This window comes from Ferruginibacter lapsinanis (assembly GCF_020783315.1).
Lineage (GTDB): Bacteria > Bacteroidota > Bacteroidia > Chitinophagales > Chitinophagaceae > Ferruginibacter > Ferruginibacter lapsinanis.
In genome coordinates this window covers 704,868-724,948 of the sequence record NZ_CP086063.1, presented here as the reverse complement: position 1 = coordinate 724,948, position 20,081 = coordinate 704,868, and the positions used below count along the sequence as shown (strand labels likewise).

Annotated in this window: 16 protein-coding genes; 11 read left to right on the top strand and 5 right to left on the bottom strand. The window is 36.0% G+C overall.

Translation table 11 applies throughout. The features are described 5' to 3' along the window. Positions 1 to 44 precede the first annotated feature (44 nt). The gene (locus LK994_RS03115; RefSeq protein ID WP_229761427.1) at positions 45 to 695 is read right to left on the bottom strand and encodes a DUF47 domain-containing protein; all 651 of its coding nucleotides are present in this window, start codon (positions 693 to 695) and stop codon (positions 45 to 47) included. A gap of 160 nt (positions 696 to 855) precedes the next feature. On the opposite strand from LK994_RS03115, the gene LK994_RS03110 reads away from it, so the two are divergent. Continuing rightward, entirely contained in the window at positions 856 to 2,121 is a 1,266-nt protein-coding gene (locus LK994_RS03110; protein WP_229761426.1) for a porin, read from the top strand. 1 nt (position 2,122) lies between these two features. Here LK994_RS03110 and LK994_RS03105 read toward each other — a convergent pair whose 3' ends face one another. Both LK994_RS03105 and LK994_RS03100 read right to left on the bottom strand, forming a co-directional pair. After that, positions 2,123 to 4,081 carry a TonB-dependent receptor plug domain-containing protein gene (locus tag LK994_RS03105; protein ID WP_229761425.1) on the bottom strand — a complete coding sequence of 653 codons (1,959 nt, stop codon included), beginning with the start codon at positions 4,079 to 4,081 and terminating at the stop codon, positions 2,123 to 2,125. A gap of 48 nt (positions 4,082 to 4,129) precedes the next feature. Beyond that, complete coding sequence (locus tag LK994_RS03100) at positions 4,130 to 4,459, bottom strand: DUF6660 family protein (protein WP_394799436.1); 330 nt, start codon at positions 4,457 to 4,459, stop codon at positions 4,130 to 4,132. A gap of 129 nt (positions 4,460 to 4,588) precedes the next feature. Between LK994_RS03100 and LK994_RS03095 the strand changes: the two genes are divergently transcribed. The 3 genes from LK994_RS03095 (at position 4,589) to LK994_RS03085 (ending at position 9,384) form a co-directional block, all read left to right on the top strand. Further along, positions 4,589 to 7,387 carry a TonB-dependent receptor gene (locus LK994_RS03095; protein WP_229761423.1) on the top strand — a complete coding sequence of 933 codons (2,799 nt, stop codon included), beginning with the start codon at positions 4,589 to 4,591 and terminating at the stop codon, positions 7,385 to 7,387. 49 nt (positions 7,388 to 7,436) lie between these two features. Next, complete coding sequence (locus LK994_RS03090; protein ID WP_229761422.1) at positions 7,437 to 8,837, top strand: hypothetical protein; 1,401 nt, start codon at positions 7,437 to 7,439, stop codon at positions 8,835 to 8,837. 142 nt (positions 8,838 to 8,979) lie between these two features. Further along, positions 8,980 to 9,384, top strand: a complete 405-nt coding sequence (locus LK994_RS03085) for a hypothetical protein (protein ID WP_229761421.1) — start codon at positions 8,980 to 8,982, stop codon at positions 9,382 to 9,384. Positions 9,385 to 9,389: 5 nt separating this feature from the next. Here the strand turns inward: LK994_RS03085 and LK994_RS03080 are convergent, their stop codons facing one another. Both LK994_RS03080 and LK994_RS03075 read right to left on the bottom strand, forming a co-directional pair. Then, positions 9,390 to 10,439 (bottom strand): sensor histidine kinase, encoded by a 1,050-nt coding sequence (locus LK994_RS03080; protein ID WP_229761420.1) that lies wholly within the window; start codon positions 10,437 to 10,439, stop codon positions 9,390 to 9,392. 117 nt (positions 10,440 to 10,556) lie between these two features. Continuing rightward, positions 10,557 to 11,231 carry a response regulator gene (locus tag LK994_RS03075; RefSeq protein WP_229761419.1) on the bottom strand — a complete coding sequence of 225 codons (675 nt, stop codon included), beginning with the start codon at positions 11,229 to 11,231 and terminating at the stop codon, positions 10,557 to 10,559. A 164-nt stretch (positions 11,232 to 11,395) separates the two neighbouring features. On the opposite strand from LK994_RS03075, the gene LK994_RS03070 reads away from it, so the two are divergent. The 7 genes from LK994_RS03070 (at position 11,396) to atpA (ending at position 19,782) form a co-directional block, all read left to right on the top strand. Next, entirely contained in the window at positions 11,396 to 13,609 is a 2,214-nt protein-coding gene (locus LK994_RS03070; RefSeq protein WP_229761418.1) for a hypothetical protein, read from the top strand. 41 nt (positions 13,610 to 13,650) lie between these two features. Continuing rightward, on the top strand, positions 13,651 to 15,444 hold the full coding sequence (locus tag LK994_RS03065; RefSeq protein ID WP_229761417.1) for an ABC transporter ATP-binding protein: 1,794 nt from the start codon (positions 13,651 to 13,653) through the stop codon (positions 15,442 to 15,444). A 96-nt stretch (positions 15,445 to 15,540) separates the two neighbouring features. Beyond that, positions 15,541 to 16,665 carry a F0F1 ATP synthase subunit A gene (gene atpB / locus LK994_RS03060; protein ID WP_229761416.1) on the top strand — a complete coding sequence of 375 codons (1,125 nt, stop codon included), beginning with the start codon at positions 15,541 to 15,543 and terminating at the stop codon, positions 16,663 to 16,665. A gap of 34 nt (positions 16,666 to 16,699) precedes the next feature. Further along, entirely contained in the window at positions 16,700 to 16,948 is a 249-nt protein-coding gene (gene atpE, locus LK994_RS03055; RefSeq protein WP_229761415.1) for an ATP synthase F0 subunit C, read from the top strand. Positions 16,949 to 17,036: 88 nt separating this feature from the next. After that, entirely contained in the window at positions 17,037 to 17,531 is a 495-nt protein-coding gene (gene atpF / locus LK994_RS03050) for a F0F1 ATP synthase subunit B (protein ID WP_229761414.1), read from the top strand. Positions 17,532 to 17,616: 85 nt separating this feature from the next. After that, a complete protein-coding gene (gene atpH, locus LK994_RS03045; RefSeq protein ID WP_229761413.1) occupies positions 17,617 to 18,180 on the top strand; it encodes an ATP synthase F1 subunit delta in 564 nt (187 codons plus the stop codon). A 24-nt stretch (positions 18,181 to 18,204) separates the two neighbouring features. After that, positions 18,205 to 19,782, top strand: coding sequence for a F0F1 ATP synthase subunit alpha (gene atpA, locus LK994_RS03040; RefSeq protein WP_229761412.1), 1,578 nt, complete (start codon positions 18,205 to 18,207; stop codon positions 19,780 to 19,782). Positions 19,783 to 20,081: the final 299 nt, after the last annotated feature.

The window sequence follows — 20,081 nt, the reverse complement described above, 5'->3', positions numbered from 1 at the left end:
TAGAATGCTTCATACTCATTACATCTTCAAATCTCCAAATTGAATTAAGCGTATTTTACAATGATGCTTTCGATTACATTAGCAGCATCTTCACATTTATCAGTTACAATTTCCATTACCTGATAGATCTCTCTTTTTTTAATTACCTCTTTAGCATCAGCTTCGGTAGCAAATAAACGTTCAATACTCATATCAAAAATATCATCAGCCTGGTTCTCAATGCTGTTGATAGCAACCAATGCATCAGTGATCTGACGCATGTTTTTCATATTGCGTAATTCAGTAACAGCTTTATGTACATGTACACAACCTACCGAAATTAATTCTGCTAATTTCTGAATGCCAATATCATTCGGATTTACACGATAGAAATTTATCTTTTTTGCAGATGCATAAATATAATCAGCAATATCATCTAAAGCAGATGCCAGATAATGAATATCTTCTCTATCAAAAGGAGTAATAAAATTTTTACCTAATTCAGTAAAGATGTTATGTGTAAAGTCATCGTTTACATGCTCCATATCTTCAATCTCCTGAATCAATTGAGCCCTTTTGTCGAAGTCGGGTTCGTTCACTACTTCTTTCAATTTTTCCCCCATTTTTACCAATTCTTCAGAAACACTTTCAAATAACTGAAAAAACACTCTGTCTTTAGGTAAAAAGATTTTCAAGATTGAATTAAAGCCTGCCATAGTTGTAAATTTTGCGGCAAAAATAAACTTATTGCCTTGTGATTTATGGTCTTTACAATTGTTAATAATTACTTAACATTGGAGTAATATAAAATTATTATTCCTTTGCCGGAAATTTGTTATTGTGCTTAAAAAAATCTCCTTTTTGGTGCTGTTTGTCATGGCATCTATCTTTTGTAATGCTCAGTTTTTAATGGATATGATCGATACCACTAAGGATATCGGTAAAGGGATGTTGTCCATTTATAAAAAATTCGACCGTGTAAAATTCAGCGGTTACCTGCAGCCGCAATTTCAGGTGGCTCAGCAAAAAGGGGCTGCCAGTTATAATGGGGGAGATTTTTTACCGAATGTGAACAATCGCTATATGCTTAGAAGGGGTAGAATGCGTATAGATTATATTCATTTTGCAGAAGGAAAGGGGCCAACTGTACAATTTGTATTTCAATTTGACGGTTCGGAAAAAGGCTTTTTTACCCGTGATTTTTGGGGGAGGGTGATGGAAAACAAATACCAGGTATTTTCTTTAACTGCCGGTTTATTCGCAAGACCCTTCAGCTATGAACTAAATTTAGGGTCGGGGGATAGAGAAAGCCCTGAACGGGGAAGAATGAGCCAGATATTAACGAAAGTGGAACGGGATCTTGGCGCCATGGTTTCTTTTGAACCAAGAAAAAAAGATCACAAACTGAAGTATCTGAAAATTGATGCCGGAGTTTTTAATGGCCCGGGATTAAATGCTACTGCAGATTTTGATAGCCATAAAGATTTTGTTAGTCGTGTTGCATTAAAGCCATATCCTGTAGCAAAGAATGTTACTTTAAGTGCTGCTGTTTCTTATTTTAATGGAGGTTTGTTGCAAAGCACAAAATACATTTATACAACCAAAACCATTGGTGCGGATAAAATAATGAGAGTAGATTCTTCATTAAACAATGCAGGCGCAATAGCTCCCAGGAAATATTATGGTGCAGATGCTCAATTGAAATTCAAGCACAAATATGGCTTTACTGAATTGAGAGCAGAGTTTGTAATGGGGACTCAAACTGGCTCCGAAAATAGTAATGAGCCTCCGGCTACTTTATTGGCAGGGAATAACGGCTATTATATCCGAAAATTTAACGGGGCTTATTTTTATTTGTTGCACAATATTTTTAATCCTCATCATCAACTGGCGGTTAAATATGATTGGTATGATGCGAATACTGATGTAAGCGGCAATGATATAGGGAAGGCTGGAGCTAACTTGAATGCAACCAATATCAAGTACAGTACATTAGGGCTTGGATATATCAATTATGTAACCGAAAATCTCAAACTGGTACTTTGGTATGATATAGTAACAAATGAAAAAACTCAGTTGTCCGGTTATACAAAAGATGTAAAAGATAATGTTTTTACATGCCGCTTACAATTCAGATTCTAATTTACAATTTGATCTTTATCCCTCCGTTTACAACAAATCCTTCTGTATGATTCCAGATATCATCAAAGGTTGGATTGTCATGTGGAGGGTTAGCTACAGATTTGTATTTGCTCTGTCGTTGATCTGTAAAGTTTTCGAAATTTATAAATATTGAAACTTTGCTGAAAGTTTTTTGCGCCATAAAACCAAATTCCCAAAACGATGGCGTTTTGTAGCCATTATATAAATATTGATGATCGGTAAAATATCCTTCCAGTCCCAATTTGAAATTATCTTCCTTTTCATACATCATTGTAAGATTTAATTTATGCTTTGGCAATAATGGTAAAAACTGATTGGCTGGTAAGTATGTAGCTTTTGCGTTTGTATAAGTGTAGCCAACAAATAATTTAAGATCATCTTTAAAAACGAATTTCAAATTTGTTTCAAAACCTTTGCTGATAGTATGTTTTGCGGCATTACTAAAAGAATATGTTCCGAAATTGTCTGATTGTAAGATCAACGGGTTATTGATACTTGTGTAAAAGAACAATTGATTAAGACTAAACGACAGATCTTCATAAATATTTGTTCTGTAATTGATGTCAGCCGTTCCTCCAATACTTTTTTCAGCGTCTACATTATTTAACGGTAATACATGTTGGTATTGCATCGCTTCGGTTTGTTCTGTGAAAACAGTTGGTATTTTATAACCCAAACCTCCGCCAATTCTTGAGCTGATCTTATCCGTAATTTTGAATAGAGAAGAAACTCTTGGTAACACAAACGTTTGGTTCTTATCGTAATTAATATTTTTATAAGAAACATTATCTATTCTTATTCCACTTTCAATTTTTACTTTATCGCTGATATCCCAGGTGTCTTGGAAATAGGTGCCAGCGGTAAATGATCGAGTATTCTGGGTATTAGTGTTCTCCTGTTTAAACTTATCAAAAATAATATTTAACCCACCGATCATTGTATGTTTTTGAGTAGAAAAAACTACCGATAAGTCTGTAAAACTATTAGTACTGATCCCGGAAAAATTATAATCAGGAATACTTATATGTCTGTCAAAAACGCTTAGGCTTTGTTTTAATTTAATACTGGTATTATTTTTAAATTTTTTGTCCAGCTCGAATGTTGACGTATTTCTGATAGTGCTGTTTTTTTCGAAATATGTATGTGTAGGATCAGGTGTTCCTTTTATCGCATGCATGTCTCCACCTATGTTGGTGCCTTTTGTATAACTATTAGAGAGCATTAATGTAAGCGATGCGTTTGGGTAATAAAATATTCCTGGATGAATAGTAAAATTGTTGCTTTTGGGGATTTCAGAAAATTCGTCATTGTCAACGTCATAAGCTTTTTGGATATTTACTGATCCTAAAATTGAGTATCCGAATTTTTTGTTCTTTTCAGAAATATATCCACCCAAATTGCTTTGCCCGATATGTGATTGGTTCAAAATGAAGTCGCCTTCAAATTTTTCTTTCGGCATTTTGCTGATGAAGTTGACCACACCTGCAATAGCCCCACCACCATACAAAGTAGATGCAGGTCCTTTTATTATTTCTACTTGTTTAAGGTCTAAAGGAGGAATCTCCATAATACTCAGTCCGCTTGCAAAATTTCCAAAATTGGGATACCCGTCTTTTAAGAGTTGCGTATATCTACCATCCAATCCTTGTACCCGTATGCTAGGGTTGCCACTGGTAGCAGAGGTTTGTTGTACCTGTAAACCTGTACTTTCATGTAATAACATAGATACATTTGCTGGACGCATGTTGTTTTTTTCATCCAACTCTTCTCCGTCTATTGTTTCTACTCTTGTAGGTGTATTTTTAATTGTTCTGCTGGTCCTGGTGCTTTGCAGAATAATTTCATTCAAATCTTTTTGAAATGTACTATCTATTGCTTGTGCGTTGGCGGTATTATACGAGATTGTAACAGCCAACAGCAATACAATAATTTTTTGCATTGATTAAACTTTGGTTAAATAAATTTTAAATGAATTGTTTATGATCAATTAACCAATTTTTGGCGGTTGCCAGATATTGCCGTAAAAGTCCGAAGAAAGAGAAATGCTTTTATAGAAAGGCTTTCTTTTTTTCGTGGTTAAAAAATGGCCACCTTCAGTTTTATTAAGTAAGATATTTGAAACTGTAATGCTGCCGCAGCAAATGCAGTTGCAAAATGGGTTGCAGGCTTCTTCTTCATGCTGGTGGTTTTGGTGATTGGCAGAAGGTTTAAAAACAGTTGATTGTGTGGTATTGCTGCATTCATTGCTATCCGCACAGGTAATGCATGGCAGCAGGAGAATATAAATTGCAAATATGACGGTTAAAAATTTCACCATTCAAAGATACAATGTTTCAATGTTTTCTGATTTGGTAACATTGGCTTAACACAGGCGTAACCTTTTCGTAACCTTTCATTCATCTTGGCATAACATTCAAGTGTTCTCTTTGCAGTAAATTATAACTGCATGAGATTTTTATCAATAATCATTGTTTTTATTGCCACTTCACTCAGCTCCACCGCACAACAGGGGAAAATAGAAGGTAAAGTTACAGATGCAAAGACAGGCAATAAAATATCCGGCGTTTCAATTTCTCTTACTGATAATAAAGTAGTAGCTGCTACGAATGTGGACGGGAGTTTTGTTATCAATGTAGATGCTGGTAAAAAATACACGATCAAATTATCATCAGTTGGATATCATACTAAAGAAGTGTCCGATATAGAGGTTGTAGCCAACCAGGTAACTAATATAGATATCGTATTAGAAGCGGCTTCTAAACTTGAAAATGAAGTTGTAGTAAAATCTTCATCACGTAAAGAGAGTACCAATGCTTTAATTTCTTATCAAAAAAATGCTTCAGTAGTTGCACAGGTAATAAGTGCTGAAGCGATCAGGAGAAGCCCGGATAAAAATACCGGGGAAGTTTTAAAAAGAGTGCCTGGAGCTTCTGTACAAGATGGTAAGTACTTAGTGATTAGAGGATTGGCAGACAGATACAATCAATCTATGTTGAATGGTATATTGTTGAGTAGCACTGAGCCGGATAGAAAAACTTTCAGCTTTGACATTTTACCTTCTTCAATGATCGATAACATTATTATTAATAAAGCATTCACGCCCGAATTGCCAGGAGAGTGGGCTGGGGGGTTGATTCAAGTGAATACCAAAGATGTACCATCGAAGAATTTTTTCAGCGTGCAGGTCGGTACAGGGTTCAATACCCAAACAATTGGGAAAGACTTTTATACTTATAAAGGAAGTAATACAGATTTTTTAGGTTTTGATAATGGTGCAAGGGCGTTGCCAAAAGATATTCCTACCAAAGCAAATTTTGCTCAGTTAACCAGTGAAGAAAAAATAGTTTTTGGGAAGCAATTTAAAAATATCTGGGCTGCAGAAAAAGTGAATTCAACTATAGCGCCATTGCTTAATGAGAGTTTATTGATCAATGGAGGTTTTACGAAGAAGATTGGAGGTAATAGTAAGTTAGCGGTGATATTAGCTGCAAACTATAGTCGTAGTAATAAAAGAACAGACTTTATTAACCAGATAAATACATTTGATAACAACAATGTACCTAACCTAAGTTTTAATTATAGTAATAAAAAATACAGTCAGGATATTTTGGCAGGAGCATTGGGAAATATTACACTTCAATTGGGTAATAATAGTAAGATATCTTTCAAAAACATGTTGAATGTAAACACCACTAATTACACAACATTAAGAACAGGGAGAGATTACGAATCGAGAGGTGAAAATATCAGGGCTACTGAATTGGCCTTTAAAGCAAACACTTTTTTTAATACGCAGCTTTCAGGAGATCATAATTTAAAGCAGTATAAAGCCAAGTTGCATTGGTTCGGCAGTTTCAATATATTGGATCAATATATACCTGATCAAAGACGTATCCAATATAATCAGGAAGATGAAAATGATGATAATTCAGCTTATCTCTTGCAGATAGGCGCTTCTCCGACCTCTCAAAAATTCGGTAGCAGGTATTATGGTTTTTTAAGTGATTACATCTATACGGCTGGCGGCGATTTGGCAAAGAATTTCACTGTCAAAAATTTACAACAAACGATTAAAGGGGGGTATTTTTTACAGATAAAAGATAGATTGTTTGATTCGAGACCTTTTTCTATTTATCTGCCATCTGATAACCGGGCATTAGTGTTGCTTACTGCGGATAAGGTTTTTGCTGCAGAGAATTTTGGTAATGGATCAGACAATAAATTTTCATTTAATGAATTGTCAGGAGATAGATACAGGTATGTAGCCAATTCGATTTTGAATGCAGGGTTCCTGCAATTTGATAATCAGCTTTCAGATAAATTACGTGCAGTATGGGGCTTACGTGTAGAAGACTTTGATCAGGTGATTGGCAGTATGAAGAAAAGTGATCCTCGTTATGTATACAATAAGGTTACAGATTATTTGCCCGGCATTAATGTTACTTATAAAATAAATGACAAAACAAATTTCAGGGTTTCAGGTTCACAAACAGTTATCCGCCCAGAGTTTAGAGAGTTAAGCACTTTTCAATTTTATGATTTTGATTTAGGCGCTACCGTTGCAGGGTATACGAAATTAGTGAGGACGAAAATAACCAATGCCGATGTTCGTTACGAGTATTATCCTAGAGGCGGAGAGTTGTTTACTGCAGGTATATTCTACAAATATTTCAGAAATCCGATCGAGTCTATTTTTAATCCAGGGTCAGGCGGAGCAAGTAATACATATAATTTCATCAATGCTGATAAAGCGAATAGTTTTGGCGCAGAGATAGAGTTTAGAAAAAAATTAGATTTTAATCCTACCCTTAAAAACTTTACTGTACAAGGAAACTTTTCTTATATCTACAATCGTGTAGTTGATGAGAACTCCTCTACCGACAGACCGATGCAAGGGCAGAGTCCTTACCTGATCAATGCGGCTGTTCAATATGATATTGAAAAATATGGCATCAACACTACATTGTTGTTTAATCAGATCGGCAGAAGAATATCTTATGTAGGCGGATCTGGTCAGCCTCCGATCTGGGAAAACCCTCGTCCGGTTTTAGATTTCCAATTTGCTAAAAAAGTATTCGGAAAGAAAGGAGAGGTTAAGTTAAATGTTTCTGATATTTTAAATACAACGGCGATCTATTATCACGATCCAAAGAATATTGGAAAATATGATGGTTCAAATACGCCATTTGCTATCAAAAGAAAATTCGGAACCAATGTGGGGATTTCATTCGGGTATAATTTCTAATCAAATATTTATAAGTCAGTAAATAAAATATTTAAACCAAAAAACAATCATGAAAAAGATTCTTATTGTAGCTATGGCCGCTAGTTTTATAGTAAACACAGGTTGTAGAAAAATTGAAGTTGATGGTACAACAACTACCATAACAGAAAACCCTGAAAACACCATTTTAGAAGGAAGAATTATAGCAAATCGTACACTAAAGGCTGGCAACACATATAAATTGCGTGGATTGGTATACGTTACCAATGGGGCGATCCTTACCATTGAGCCAGGTACAAAAATTGTTGGAGAATATGGTAAAAATGGAGGGTTGATAATAACCCGTAGCTGTAAAATTATTGCAGACGGTACCGTCGACAAACCGATTGTTTTTACATCTGAAGCAGCTACACCGCAACGTGGTGACTGGGCGGGGCTTGTTATTTTAGGAAATGCACCAACCAATGCATCTTTTAATGGTGTACAAGGGGTAGGAGAAATTGAAGGAGGTATTAACAACAGCGATGGACTTGGCTTGTATGGAACACCTGCAACACAAGGACAAAATCCTGCAGATAATAGCGGTATTTTACGTTATGTACGTATTGAGTATGCCGGCTATGCATTTTTGCCTGATAAAGAGATCAACGGTTTAACGTTTGGTGGTGTTGGTAGTCAAACTATAGTTGACAATGTACAGGTTTCTTATGCAGCAGATGACTCATTCGAATGGTTTGGAGGTACAGTGAATTGTAAGCATTTGATTTCTTACAAAACTTTAGATGATGATTTTGATACTGATAATGGGTACAGCGGTAAGGTTCAATTTGGGATTTCTTTGAGAGATTCTTCTGTAGCAGATGTTTCTAACAGCGAAGCTTTTGAGAGTGACAATGATGCTCAGGGTAGTTCTTTATTACCACAAACAAGTGTTACATTCAGTAATATGACAGTAATGGGGCCTAAAGAAACATTGGCTAATACGGGGCATTCAAGATTTGTATGGGGAGCACAGATCAGAAGAAATTCAAGTATGTCTCTTTTCAATTCTATTATAATGGGTTATCCTAAAGGGTTATACATTGATGCTACTAAAGGGGTGCCAACCGATAATAATATACCGGGATCATTAATAGTACAAAATAATATTATAGCAGGATGTCCTACTCCTGTCTTGTACAGCATTGCAGGCAATACGAATGTTCCGCTTACAGCAAATACGTCAAATGCAATTACAGACTGGTATAATTCTCCCGCTTTTGGTAATAGTATTTTAACCACTAATGCAGAAGTTGGTTTAACCGCGGCATTTAACTATTCAGCGCCTGATTTTAATCCTACAGCGGGGTCAGTAGCAGTTTCCGGTGCAGCATTCACACATGCTAAATTGGCTACAGGTTTTACTCCAGTTAGTTATAAGGGTGCATGTGCAGTAGGAGATACCTGGTGGAAAACATGGACAAAATTCTAATCAATAGCAAGCAATCGTAAAAACAAGTCCTTAAGCAATAACAAATTTTTCTCAACTTGTACCACCCTGTATTCTTACAGGGTGGTTTCTTTTTATGGTTAGATCAACTCATTTTGTATCTTCATTTAATAAATAGATAAAGATGAAAAATTGTTTTTTATTGCTGTTAATTATTTGCTGTTTAGTTGCTTGCAAAAGAACGAATTCAAAACTGAAAGAACAGATCATCGCATCTGATAGTGTGGCGATCAATTATTTTACCGGGGATGGGAAAATGGATACCGTGACAGCAGTAAAAATAATCAGCGATAAAAAAATAATTGCGCAACTAGTAGATATGATCTCGGCTAAAAAACAATCTATTGTCGGTAAATGTGGCTACGACGGATCATTGCATTTTTTTAAAAACAATGTGGTGATACAGGATGTTGATTTTAGAATGAATGAAGCAAATTGTATGCAGTTCTCTTTTATGCAGGAGGGGAAGCTTGCGGCTACAACATTAAGCCCGGAAGCCAGACAGTTGTTGGAAAATATTCGAAAGTAAAATAATTAATCTTTTTTGCTCTCTAGTGTAAAGCCAAATGTAGTGCCAATATCGAGTGAGCTTCTTACATGTATAGTTTGGTTATGAGCCTCTATAATATGTTTGCAGATAGCCAGCCCTAATCCGCTGCCGCCAATTTTCCGGCTTCTTGCTAAGTCTGTTCGGTAGAAGCGTTCAAATATTCTGTCTAAATGTTCTTCGCCAATACCTAAGCCATCATCACTTATCTCGACCAAAATTTGTTTACCATCAATTTTGTATGCGCTGGCCTCGATCTCTCCATTTTGTTTGCCATACTTTATGGCATTGTCAATAAGATTGATCAACACCTGGCGTATTTTTTCCTTATCAGCATAAACGGTCAAAGGGAATTCGCAGCCTTTTTTAATGCCTAATTTTAATTGCTTCTCGTCTGCTTTAATAGCAAGCGATTCAAAAACTTCTTTTATAAGATCTTGAATAATAAAATTGGTTTGATTCAATGTCAGTTGCCCCATTTCCAACTTAGAAATTTCATCCAGATCATCGGCCAGATTTACAAGCCGATCTATATTACGAGATGTGCTGCTTAAAAATTTTCTGTTTACCTCTGGGTTTTCTAAAGCACCATTCAGTAAAGTATCTACATAGCCCTGTATAGCAAAAATGGGTGTTTTAAGCTCGTGACTGAGGTTTTGCAAAAACTCTTTTCGATAGGCTTCGTTTCTTTTCAATAATTCTATCTCTTCTTTTCTTTGAATGGCCCATTCCTCTACATCTTCTCTCACATCATCAATACTTTTTTGCGGTAAAATATTTTTGTAATAAAATTCTTCTCGTTTGCTTGCCTTTGTTTGGTAAATGAGTTTATAAATGAGTTTTATTTTACGATACACAAATTTTTGTACCATAAATAATATGAGTCCAAAGCTTCCCAGAAAAATGACAATGAAAGATAATAATGTAACCCACCATACAGGATAAAAGAAATAAATGCCCAGTGCGATCGGCACAGCAAGTATCAATGCTGTTAAAGCAGATAACTGTTGAGGAGAAAAATTTTTTGCTGAAAACATTGGTTAGTTCTTAGTTTTTAGTTCCTGGTCAGTGAGCAATGCGCTGCTAAAGTAAATAACTATTTGTAACTATTTAAGATTTCGAAACTAAAAAATAAGAACTAAAAACTTGAGAGGTTATAGTTCAAACTTATACCCTACACCTTTTACTGTAGTGATGCAATCGAGATTTAATTTTTGTCTGATCTTTCTGATATGCACATCGATGGTCCTGTCGCCTACAATCACTTCTGTTCCCCACACCTGACTTAATATTTCGTTGCGTAAAAAAACTTTGCCCGGTTTGGAAGCCAGCAAAGCCAGCAATTCGAATTCCTTTCTTGCCAGAATAATTTCTTTTCCTAAATAATTGATAATATACTTTTCTCTGTCAATTTTAAGATCACCGATCTGTAACAAACTGCTATCTTCTTTATTTAATCTTCTGAACAAAGCATTTACTTTACTCAAGAGTACTTTAGGGCTGATAGGTTTGGTAAGATAATCATCAGCGCCTGTTTCCAAGCCTTTTACTTCAGTGGCCTCGTCGCTTAAGGCGGATAAAAATATAATAAGTGTATCTTTAAAATCGGGTTGTAAGCGGAGAATATTACACACATCTATGCCATTTTTGCCAGGCATCATGATATCTAATATGATAAGGTCCGGCAAATGTTTTTTTGCCTGTTCAATAGCCTCATCACCATTTTTTGCTGTAACTACTTCGTATCCTTCAATTTGCAGATTAAATTGAATGATCTCCAAAATATCCGGTTCATCATCAGCAATTAAAATTTTTTTAACAATACTCATACGCTTTTATCATTACAAAAGTAGTCTATACCCTTAATTAAAGGCTTTTTGTATATTATCAAATTGTTAACCCATTTAACTGCTACAAATAACTAAATTAGCACAAAATGAGATGCATGCAACCATTGGTATAATTTTTGGCATCTTTGCATTGAAATTTAATTATGAAGAAACTTGTACTCTATCTTATAGTAATTCTTATCAGTACTGATTCATTTGCATGGGGAGATACCTGCACTATTCCGTTTCAGCGCATTCGTTTTCACGACAGAATAAATGATGAGCAAAAAAAATGCGATAAATCGGATGGGAAATCAGATGGAATAGTTCATGTGTCTAAGAACGAAGAAATTAATTTACAGGTAACCGATGTAATTACGAGAAAAATTGATGCCTTACAATGTTTTGTAGAAAACTCTCCTAAAATTGTAGGCAATAATGAAAAGATCCGCAACCTCAATTATATCGAAGAAGTATTAAGAGCCTTCAGAACAGGATGGAAAAGCAGACAATTAAATCCGGCACTTGCACCCGAATTACTCAGTGTTTTTGAAAGGTCTTTGCACGCTAATATTGATAGCCAGAGCATTGCTCCTTATATTGAAGAATCTCCGTTAGAGATCGGGAATATATTAGTTACGATATTCAGTAAAAATATAGGTTATGCCGAAAGCAAGAAGATATTATTCATAAAATATGCCCAGGCTAATCCTGATAAAATTCTTACAAACATAAAGCCTTACGTAAATGAATCTTTCGCCGATAGCCTGGTAATATTGGCTTGTCAAAAAGATCCGGTACAAATGTACTCTTTTGCCCAGGCGATTAATACGCCTGTTGGAAAATTGATTCATAGAAGTTCAGATCCATTGGTTGTTGCAATATCTAAATTGAGCCAGACACCTAATGCTTTATTTTATTTTCCTTTTTTGGATGATATTTTAAGCGGTAAGCAAACAATAGAAAATATCAAAAAGGTTGTTGGTGACGGTAATATTGGTTACGATAGTGTTGGCTATTTTCAGTTATTGGTAAAGACAGAAATTGATTATTATGCAAGATTGGTAAAAAAAGACACGCCCATTGCGATGTTTGGTACAAATGGGCTGAGAGATGTTTTGCAGCGAAAAGCCATTCAGCATTTTATTACTCCAATCAATGAATTGCATGAACAAAATAATCTGAACATCAGAATGAGGGCAATTGCGCCATTAAGTCCTCAGGAAATTTATTATGTGATGGTAATGGGAGAGAATGATATCTACACTTCAAGCTACAAACATAGTTTTACAAGATTAATTGAGAAATTAGGGCCAAAACCTAAAACCGATGACCTGTTAATGTCGGTCAATATGGATTACTTTAAAAAGTTTATAAAGATGGCGGCTAACTTTAATCAGTTAGATACTTTCTTAAAACTAATGCCTCCTAAAAGTTCCGTTACATTAATGAAGGCTTTCGTTGCTAAGTTGGATAATGCGGATAATTTGGAAGATGCGGTAGATGTTGCGGATAGCTATAGTAGTATCAGGGATAAAGATTTATTAAGAACAATATTGGATAATGTGACATTGAACGAACTGGCTAGCATAGACGAAAACAATGAAAAAGGGATAGTTATTTACGGTCTTTTAAAAACGATTTTTTTATCTCTCAATCCGGCCAATAATATCGATCTGACAACAGAAATTGGTATACCGCCAATCTATTCCGTTGACCCTAAAAACCTAACAGATGATAGTGGAAGAATCATTCAACAGGTTTTCTTTTATGGAGATGATGATGGTAAAACTAATTTCAATGGTTTTATCAATTCTTTTTCTCCTAAAGAATGGCGGATAGAGAAAAATGAAGAGTGGGTAACAATAAAATCACTTAAAGGAAAAAAAGTGTGGATATATGCCAATAGGCCATTAGACAGCGATAAGAATTTGGATGATTCGGCTCAGGTACATTTAAATAATTATCTTAGTAAAAATGACCTGGCGCCATCTGTGGTAATACATCGTGGACATAGTTATTGGCTACCCGGTACGATCAAGCGTATGCCCGGAGATGCGAAAATTATTGTGCTCGGGTCATGTGGGGGATACAAAAATCTGAATCGGATATTATCACTTTGTCCTGATGCACATATCATTTCTACTAAAGAGATCGGCAAAGGAGATATAAATCGACCAATTTTGAATTATCTGAACCAGACATTTCTTTCCGGCAAAACATTGCAATGGAAAGATATGTGGGCTTCTCTTACAAAAACGTTTTCTACCGATCCGAGTGCTGCGGTCAGAGAAAGTTGGGAAGATTACATTCCTCCATATAAAAATTTAGGAGCTATATTCATCATTGCTTATAATAAAAAAATAGAGAGCCAATAGTTTGAAGAAGAATAAAACACCAAAGCAATTACCTTTGCATTATGGGTGCACTAAAAAGGAAAAAAGTTTTTAATTTTTCATTACTTCGAAGAGTATTCAGGTTTGCAGCACCCTACAAACAAAAGTTTTATCTGTCTGTATTCCTGTCGATCTTATTAGCTGTACTTTCTCCAATCAGGCCGTGGCTGATACAACTTACCATTAATAAAGGATTACATCCCGGGGCCAAAGTTGGTTTCTTAGAAGGGGCTATGCAGGTTATCATTGGCATTACCATTATACAATTTGTACTACTTGTAATTGAAAGTATCTGCCGTTTTATTTTTACTTTTTACACGGCTTCATTGGGGCAAAATGTAGTAAAGGATATGCGGATAGCTACCTACAAAAAAATATTGAGTCTTAATTTATCCCAGTTCGATAAAACTCCCATTGGCACCCTTACCACCAGAACAGTGAATGATATAGAATCTATTAATGATATATTCAGCGATGGTCTTATTCCAATCATAGCCGATCTGCTGTCGATCATATCTGTACTCACATATATGTTTTTTGTAGATTGGAAATTAACACTGATATGCTTGGCACCTTTCCCGTTATTGATTTTCGCTACTTATATCTTCAAAGAAAGCGTGAACAAATCATTTATACGTGTACGTAATGCAGTGGCAAATTTGAATGCATTTGTACAGGAGCATATAACAGGCATGGGGATTGTACAGGCTTTTGCAGCAGAAAAAAGGGAGTTCAATAAATTCAATGAGATCAACAAAGAACACAGAAATGCTAATGTGAGGTCAATCATGGCGTATTCAGTTTTCTTTCCGGTAGTGGAGCTGGTGTTGGCAATATCTTTAGGACTGTTGGTATGGCGGGCCGGAGGGCAACAAAGCGCCAATGCGGCCGGCACCATTACCGCATTTATTTTGTGTTTGAACTTACTGTTTCGTCCGTTAAGGGTTTTAGCAGATAAATTTAATGTGTTGCAAATGGGGATGATCGCAGGAGAAAGAGTATTTAAAGTGTTGGATAATGAGGATACGATCCCTCAAACATTTAGCGAAGCAATAACTCCCCATGTTCCGATTGAGGGTAAAATAGCCTTTGAACATGTTTGGTTTGCCTACAATGACGAGAATTATGTGCTGAAAAACCTTTCATTTAGTATAGATGCCGGTAAAACATTAGCGATAGTTGGTAATACCGGAAGTGGCAAAACATCTATCATCAGCTTATTAAATCGCTTGTACCATATTCAAAAAGGACAGATAAAAGTTGATGATATAGATATCGAGTCTTTCGATTTGTTTTATCTACGGAGCAAAATAGCAGTGGTGTTGCAGGATGTGTTTCTATTCAGCGGCTCAGTATACGATAACCTGACCCTCAGAAACCCCGATATAAAAAGAGAGCAGGTAACGGAAGCAGCGAAAATGATCGGAATACATGATTTTATCATGCAATTGCCCGGAGGATACGATTATAATGTAATGGAAAGAGGAGCAACACTTTCACTAGGGCAGCGACAATTATTGTCTTTTGTTAGAGCGTTATTATATAACCCCTCTATATTGATCCTGGATGAGGCTACATCTTCTGTAGATACTGAAAGTGAGCAACTTATACAGCATGCCATTGATAAATTAATAGCCGGACGGACCTCTATAGTAATAGCACACAGACTTAGTACCATACGTAAAGCCAATAAAATAATAGTGCTCGATAAAGGCGAAATAAAAGAGGAAGGTACGCATGAAGAACTCATGGCTTTGCAGGGTAATTATTACCAGTTACATAAAATGCAATTTGAAAAACAAGAGCATGTAGCCTAATATTAAAAATTTATCCGATTTTCTCTCTAAATTCTTCATTTTCATCCACCCAATATTCATTATTTACATATCTTTGCGGCAAATTTCAGGGAAAGTATGGCAGCAAGGAGCATCAAATCATTACTGGTAGCGGTTTTAAGTGTATTTTTTATGCTTTTTTCATTTAATGTAAAAGCACAACATGAAGCACCTGAAACTGCTGAAGGTCATCATACAGAGAAAAAAGAAGGATTTAATGCCAAAGAAGTAATTTTTGGCCACATAATGGATGCTCATGAATTCCACTTTTTGTCTTACAAAGGCAAGGATGGAGAGCATCATGCATTATCTATTCCCCTACCAGTTATTTTGTATTCTCCTCAAAAAGGATTTTCTGTTTTTATGTCTTCAGCGTTTGGCCATCATGGTGAGCATGAAGTGAAGGGATACAAGATCAGTGAAGAGGGTAAAATTACTGCTGTAGATGCCTCGGTAAAAGTGTACGATTTCTCTTTGACTCGTAACGTAGTTCAAATGATCTTAGCATTGGCTATCCTTTGCTGGTTAATGCTTAGTGTTGCAAAAACTTACTCAAAAGGACAAGGGGTAACATCTGCGCCAAAAGGAAAACAAAATCTGGTGGAAGTATTAGTAGCTTTCGTAAGAGACGAGATCGCTAAACCAAATCTTGGGCATAAAGTAAACAAGTATCTACCTTATCTCCTAACAGTATTTTTCTTTATTCTTATCAATAATATATTCGGCTTAATACCCGGAACAGCGAATGTTACAGGAAATATTGCTTTCACTGCCATATTAGGTGTTATCTCTTTCGTAGTAATATTAGCAAGTTCTAATGGTCATTATTGGGGGCATATTTTTAATCCTCCCGGAGTGCCATTAGGAGTTAAATTCATTTTGGTTCCGGTGGAATTTTTGAGTGTATTCATCAAGCCATTTGCGTTGATCATAAGGTTGTTTGCCAACATGGTAGCAGGTCACATTATTATCATTTGTTTGATCTCGATGATATTCATCTTTGCCGAAAAAATTACCATGGGTGCAGGTTGGGGAATATCTCCTGTGTCATTGGCATTTACAATTTTTATTTATTTCATTGAAGTATTAGTAGCGTTTTTACAAGCGTTCATCTTTACAATGCTTACAGCTGTGTTTATCGGTCAGGCATTTGAAGGGGAGCATCATGGTGGCGAACATCATGACGATGCGGTAGTTATTTAAGTAGTTTATTTTTTAACCAACATAAAACAGAAGTATGAGTTTATTAACTGTGTTTTTAGCTGCAGGTCCTATTGCGAGTGCAGGCGGTGCTATTGGTGCCGGTTTAGCAGCAGTAGGTGCTGGTATTGGTATCGGACAGATTGGTAAAGGTGCTGTTGAAGCAATTGCCCGTCAACCGGAAGCCTCTAACGACATTCGTGGTAACATGATTCTTACAGCGGCTCTTGTAGAAGGTGCTGCATTGTTTGCGATCATCGTAGGGTTCCTTGCAATGGTATTGTAAGACCAACCACAAGTCTTTACTGCATCCAAAGTACAGGACGGCGGATGCAGTATTTTAGTTTTTAATTTTTAGTTTTTAATTTTTTTATATGCAATTATTAACACCCGATTTAGGATTATTGATTTGGACGCTTTTAGCCTTTGTGGTTGTATTATTTATCTTAGGAAAATTTGCATGGCCGGCGATCGTAAAAGGTTTGAATGACAGAGAACACAACATCGCTGAATCAATTGCTTCTGCTGAAAAGATAAAACTTGAAATGGCGCAGTTGAAGAATGACAACGAACTGTTGTTAACTAAAGCCCGTGAAGAAAGAGCTCTGATGTTGAAAGAAGCTAAGGAAACAAAAGATAAAATGATCCATGACGCTAAAGATGAAGCAAAAGCAGCGGCTGCAAAAATTATTGCTGATGCACAAGCGTCTATCAACCATCAAAAAATGGCTGCTTTAACTGAAATTAAAAATCAGGTTGGTAAATTAGTAATAGAAGTGAGTGAAAAAGTATTGCGTAAAGAATTGAGCAATAAAACAGAGCAGGAAGGATATATTAAACAATTAGCTGAAGAGGCAAAATTAAATTAGTCGATTTGAAAATTTGAAGATTTGAAAATGCAGGTAGTCTCTCATCTCCAAATCTCCAAATCCCTCAAATCTCCAAATTAGAAAAATGAATAATCCACGTTTAGCAGGCAGATATGCAAAGAGTTTGATTGATTTAGCTACAGAGCAAAATCAAGTGGATGCTATTTGTGCAGATATGAAATTCTTACAGAGAATCTGCAAAAGCAACCCCGATTTTGTAGCAGTATTGCGTAGCCCGATCATTAAACCGGAAACTAAAGGAAAAATAATTGAATCAGTTTTAAGTACTCAGGTAAGTAAACTTACATCTGCTTTTATTACTTTATTGGTTCGTAAAGGGAGAGAAATTAATCTTCCTGAAATTGTAAATGCTTTTGTTGAACAGTTTAACAAGCTTAGAAACATTCATCGTGTAAAGATCACTACTGCAGTACCAATAAGCGATGAATTGCAAAATGCAATTGTTGCAAAGGTTAAATCATCTACATCTTTACAAAACATCGAATTAGAAACAGCAGTAAAAGATGAACTGATTGGTGGTTTTGTGTTGGAAATGGAAGGTAATCTGGTTGACGCAAGTATTCAAAGAGACCTTAAAGACATTAAAAAACAATTTATGGATAATCAATACATCCATAAACTTAGATAAAACAACTTTTTAAATTAAATAGTTATGGTAGAAATTAAACCGGATGAAATTTCAGCGATACTCCGCCAACAACTTAGCAACTTCAATGCAGGTGCTAGTTTGGAAGAAGTAGGAACCGTATTGCAAGTGGGTGATGGTATTGCCCGTGTGTATGGTTTGAACAATGTAAGTAGTGGAGAATTAGTTGAGTTTGATAATGGCGTAAAAGCAATTGCATTGAACCTTGAAGAAGATAACGTGGGTGTGGTATTGATGGGTGATAGCAGCGAAATTAAAGAAGGAGACAAAGTAAAACGTACCAACAAAATTGCTTCTATTAAAGTAGGAGATGGTATGTGTGGTCGTGTTATCAATACGTTGGGAGAACCAATCGATGGTAAAGGTCCTATCGCCGGTGAATTATATGAAATGCCGTTGGAGCGTAAAGCACCTGGGGTAATTTTCCGTGAGCCGGTAAAGGAACCATTACAAACAGGTATCAAAGCGATCGATGCGATGATTCCAATTGGTCGTGGCCAGCGTGAGTTGGTGATTGGTGATCGTCAGACTGGTAAAACTGCCATCTGTGTTGATACCATCATTAATCAAAAAGAATTTTACGATGCAGGCAAACCTGTTTATTGTATATATGTAGCGATCGGACAAAAAGCTTCTACCATTGCAGGTATCATGAAGACTTTAGAAGATAATGGCGCAATGGCATATACAACTATTGTTGCTGCTTCTGCTGCAGATCCAGCTCCTTTGCAATTCTATGCTCCATTTGCCGGTGCTGCAATTGGCGAGTTTTTCCGTGATACCGGTCGTCCAGCGTTGATCATTTATGATGATTTGTCTAAACAAGCGGTGGCTTACCGTGAGGTATCCCTTTTATTACGTCGTCCGCCGGGCCGTGAAGCTTATCCTGGTGACGTATTCTATCTTCATAGTCGTTTATTAGAAAGAGCTGCAAAAGTTATTGCAAAAGATGATATCGCTGCTCAAATGAATGACTTGCCAGAATCTATCAAACATTTAGTAAAAGGTGGAGGATCTTTAACAGCTTTACCTGTTATTGAAACACAAGCCGGTGACGTATCTGCATACATTCCTACAAACGTGATTTCTATTACCGATGGACAGATCTTCTTGGAAGGTAACTTGTTCAATGCCGGTATCCGTCCTGCAATCAACGTAGGTATCTCAGTTAGCCGTGTGGGTGGTAATGCTCAGATCAAATCAATGAAAAAAGTTGCCGGTACACTTAAATTGGATCAGGCACTTTATCGTGAGTTAGAAGCCTTCTCTAAATTTGGTGGTGATTTGGATGCTGCTACTAAAAATGTAATTGATAAAGGTGCTCGTAACGTGGAAATCTTAAAACAACCACAATACACTCCGTTCAGTGTAGAAAAACAAGTTGCGATCATTTACTTAGGTACTCAAGGTTTATTGAAAGAAGTTGCTGTTAAAAATGTGAAAGCATTTGAAGATCACTTCTTACTAGAAATGACAAATAAGCATCCTGAAATTTTAGCTGAATTTAAAAAAGGCGTGCTAAACGATGAAAGCTTGAAAAAAATGACAGAATTATCAAATAGTATATCTGCTCAGTACAAATAAGCTAAGACTCTATATAATGAATTGCCCCGATCTTTAGATCGGGGTTTTTTATTTATTAATACGCCGGCGATATTTCTTTACTCAACTTTGGCCCCGCTATTCACTACTACTACGGCACAAAACCATCGCACAAAACCCTCACCGTGGTATCCGTTCCTATCGGGCGTATGCCCCCATCAATAAAATATACATCAACATTTAATCACATTAAATATAATTGCATATGAATATTTTATACAAATATTTAATAAAATCAGGACGTATTTTATTTATTGATATGTTTTTATAGGTATAAATCA

What these genes read in the sequence shown, in the direction of transcription:
- LK994_RS03115 (WP_229761427.1), bottom strand. Translation starts at nt 695, where the DNA reads ATGGCAGGCTTTAATTCAATCTTGAAAATCTTTTTACCTAAAGACAGA.
- LK994_RS03110 (WP_229761426.1), top strand. Translation starts at nt 856, where the DNA reads ATGGCATCTATCTTTTGTAATGCTCAGTTTTTAATGGATATGATCGAT.
- LK994_RS03105 (WP_229761425.1), bottom strand. Translation starts at nt 4,081, where the DNA reads ATGCAAAAAATTATTGTATTGCTGTTGGCTGTTACAATCTCGTATAAT.
- LK994_RS03100 (WP_394799436.1), bottom strand. Translation starts at nt 4,459, where the DNA reads ATGGTGAAATTTTTAACCGTCATATTTGCAATTTATATTCTCCTGCTG.
- LK994_RS03095 (WP_229761423.1), top strand. Translation starts at nt 4,589, where the DNA reads ATGAGATTTTTATCAATAATCATTGTTTTTATTGCCACTTCACTCAGC.
- LK994_RS03090 (WP_229761422.1), top strand. Translation starts at nt 7,437, where the DNA reads ATGAAAAAGATTCTTATTGTAGCTATGGCCGCTAGTTTTATAGTAAAC.
- LK994_RS03085 (WP_229761421.1), top strand. Translation starts at nt 8,980, where the DNA reads ATGAAAAATTGTTTTTTATTGCTGTTAATTATTTGCTGTTTAGTTGCT.
- LK994_RS03080 (WP_229761420.1), bottom strand. Translation starts at nt 10,439, where the DNA reads ATGTTTTCAGCAAAAAATTTTTCTCCTCAACAGTTATCTGCTTTAACA.
- LK994_RS03075 (WP_229761419.1), bottom strand. Translation starts at nt 11,231, where the DNA reads ATGAGTATTGTTAAAAAAATTTTAATTGCTGATGATGAACCGGATATT.
- LK994_RS03070 (WP_229761418.1), top strand. Translation starts at nt 11,396, where the DNA reads ATGAAGAAACTTGTACTCTATCTTATAGTAATTCTTATCAGTACTGAT.
- LK994_RS03065 (WP_229761417.1), top strand. Translation starts at nt 13,651, where the DNA reads ATGGGTGCACTAAAAAGGAAAAAAGTTTTTAATTTTTCATTACTTCGA.
- atpB (WP_229761416.1), top strand. Translation starts at nt 15,541, where the DNA reads ATGGCAGCAAGGAGCATCAAATCATTACTGGTAGCGGTTTTAAGTGTA.
- atpE (WP_229761415.1), top strand. Translation starts at nt 16,700, where the DNA reads ATGAGTTTATTAACTGTGTTTTTAGCTGCAGGTCCTATTGCGAGTGCA.
- atpF (WP_229761414.1), top strand. Translation starts at nt 17,037, where the DNA reads ATGCAATTATTAACACCCGATTTAGGATTATTGATTTGGACGCTTTTA.
- atpH (WP_229761413.1), top strand. Translation starts at nt 17,617, where the DNA reads ATGAATAATCCACGTTTAGCAGGCAGATATGCAAAGAGTTTGATTGAT.
- atpA (WP_229761412.1), top strand. Translation starts at nt 18,205, where the DNA reads ATGGTAGAAATTAAACCGGATGAAATTTCAGCGATACTCCGCCAACAA.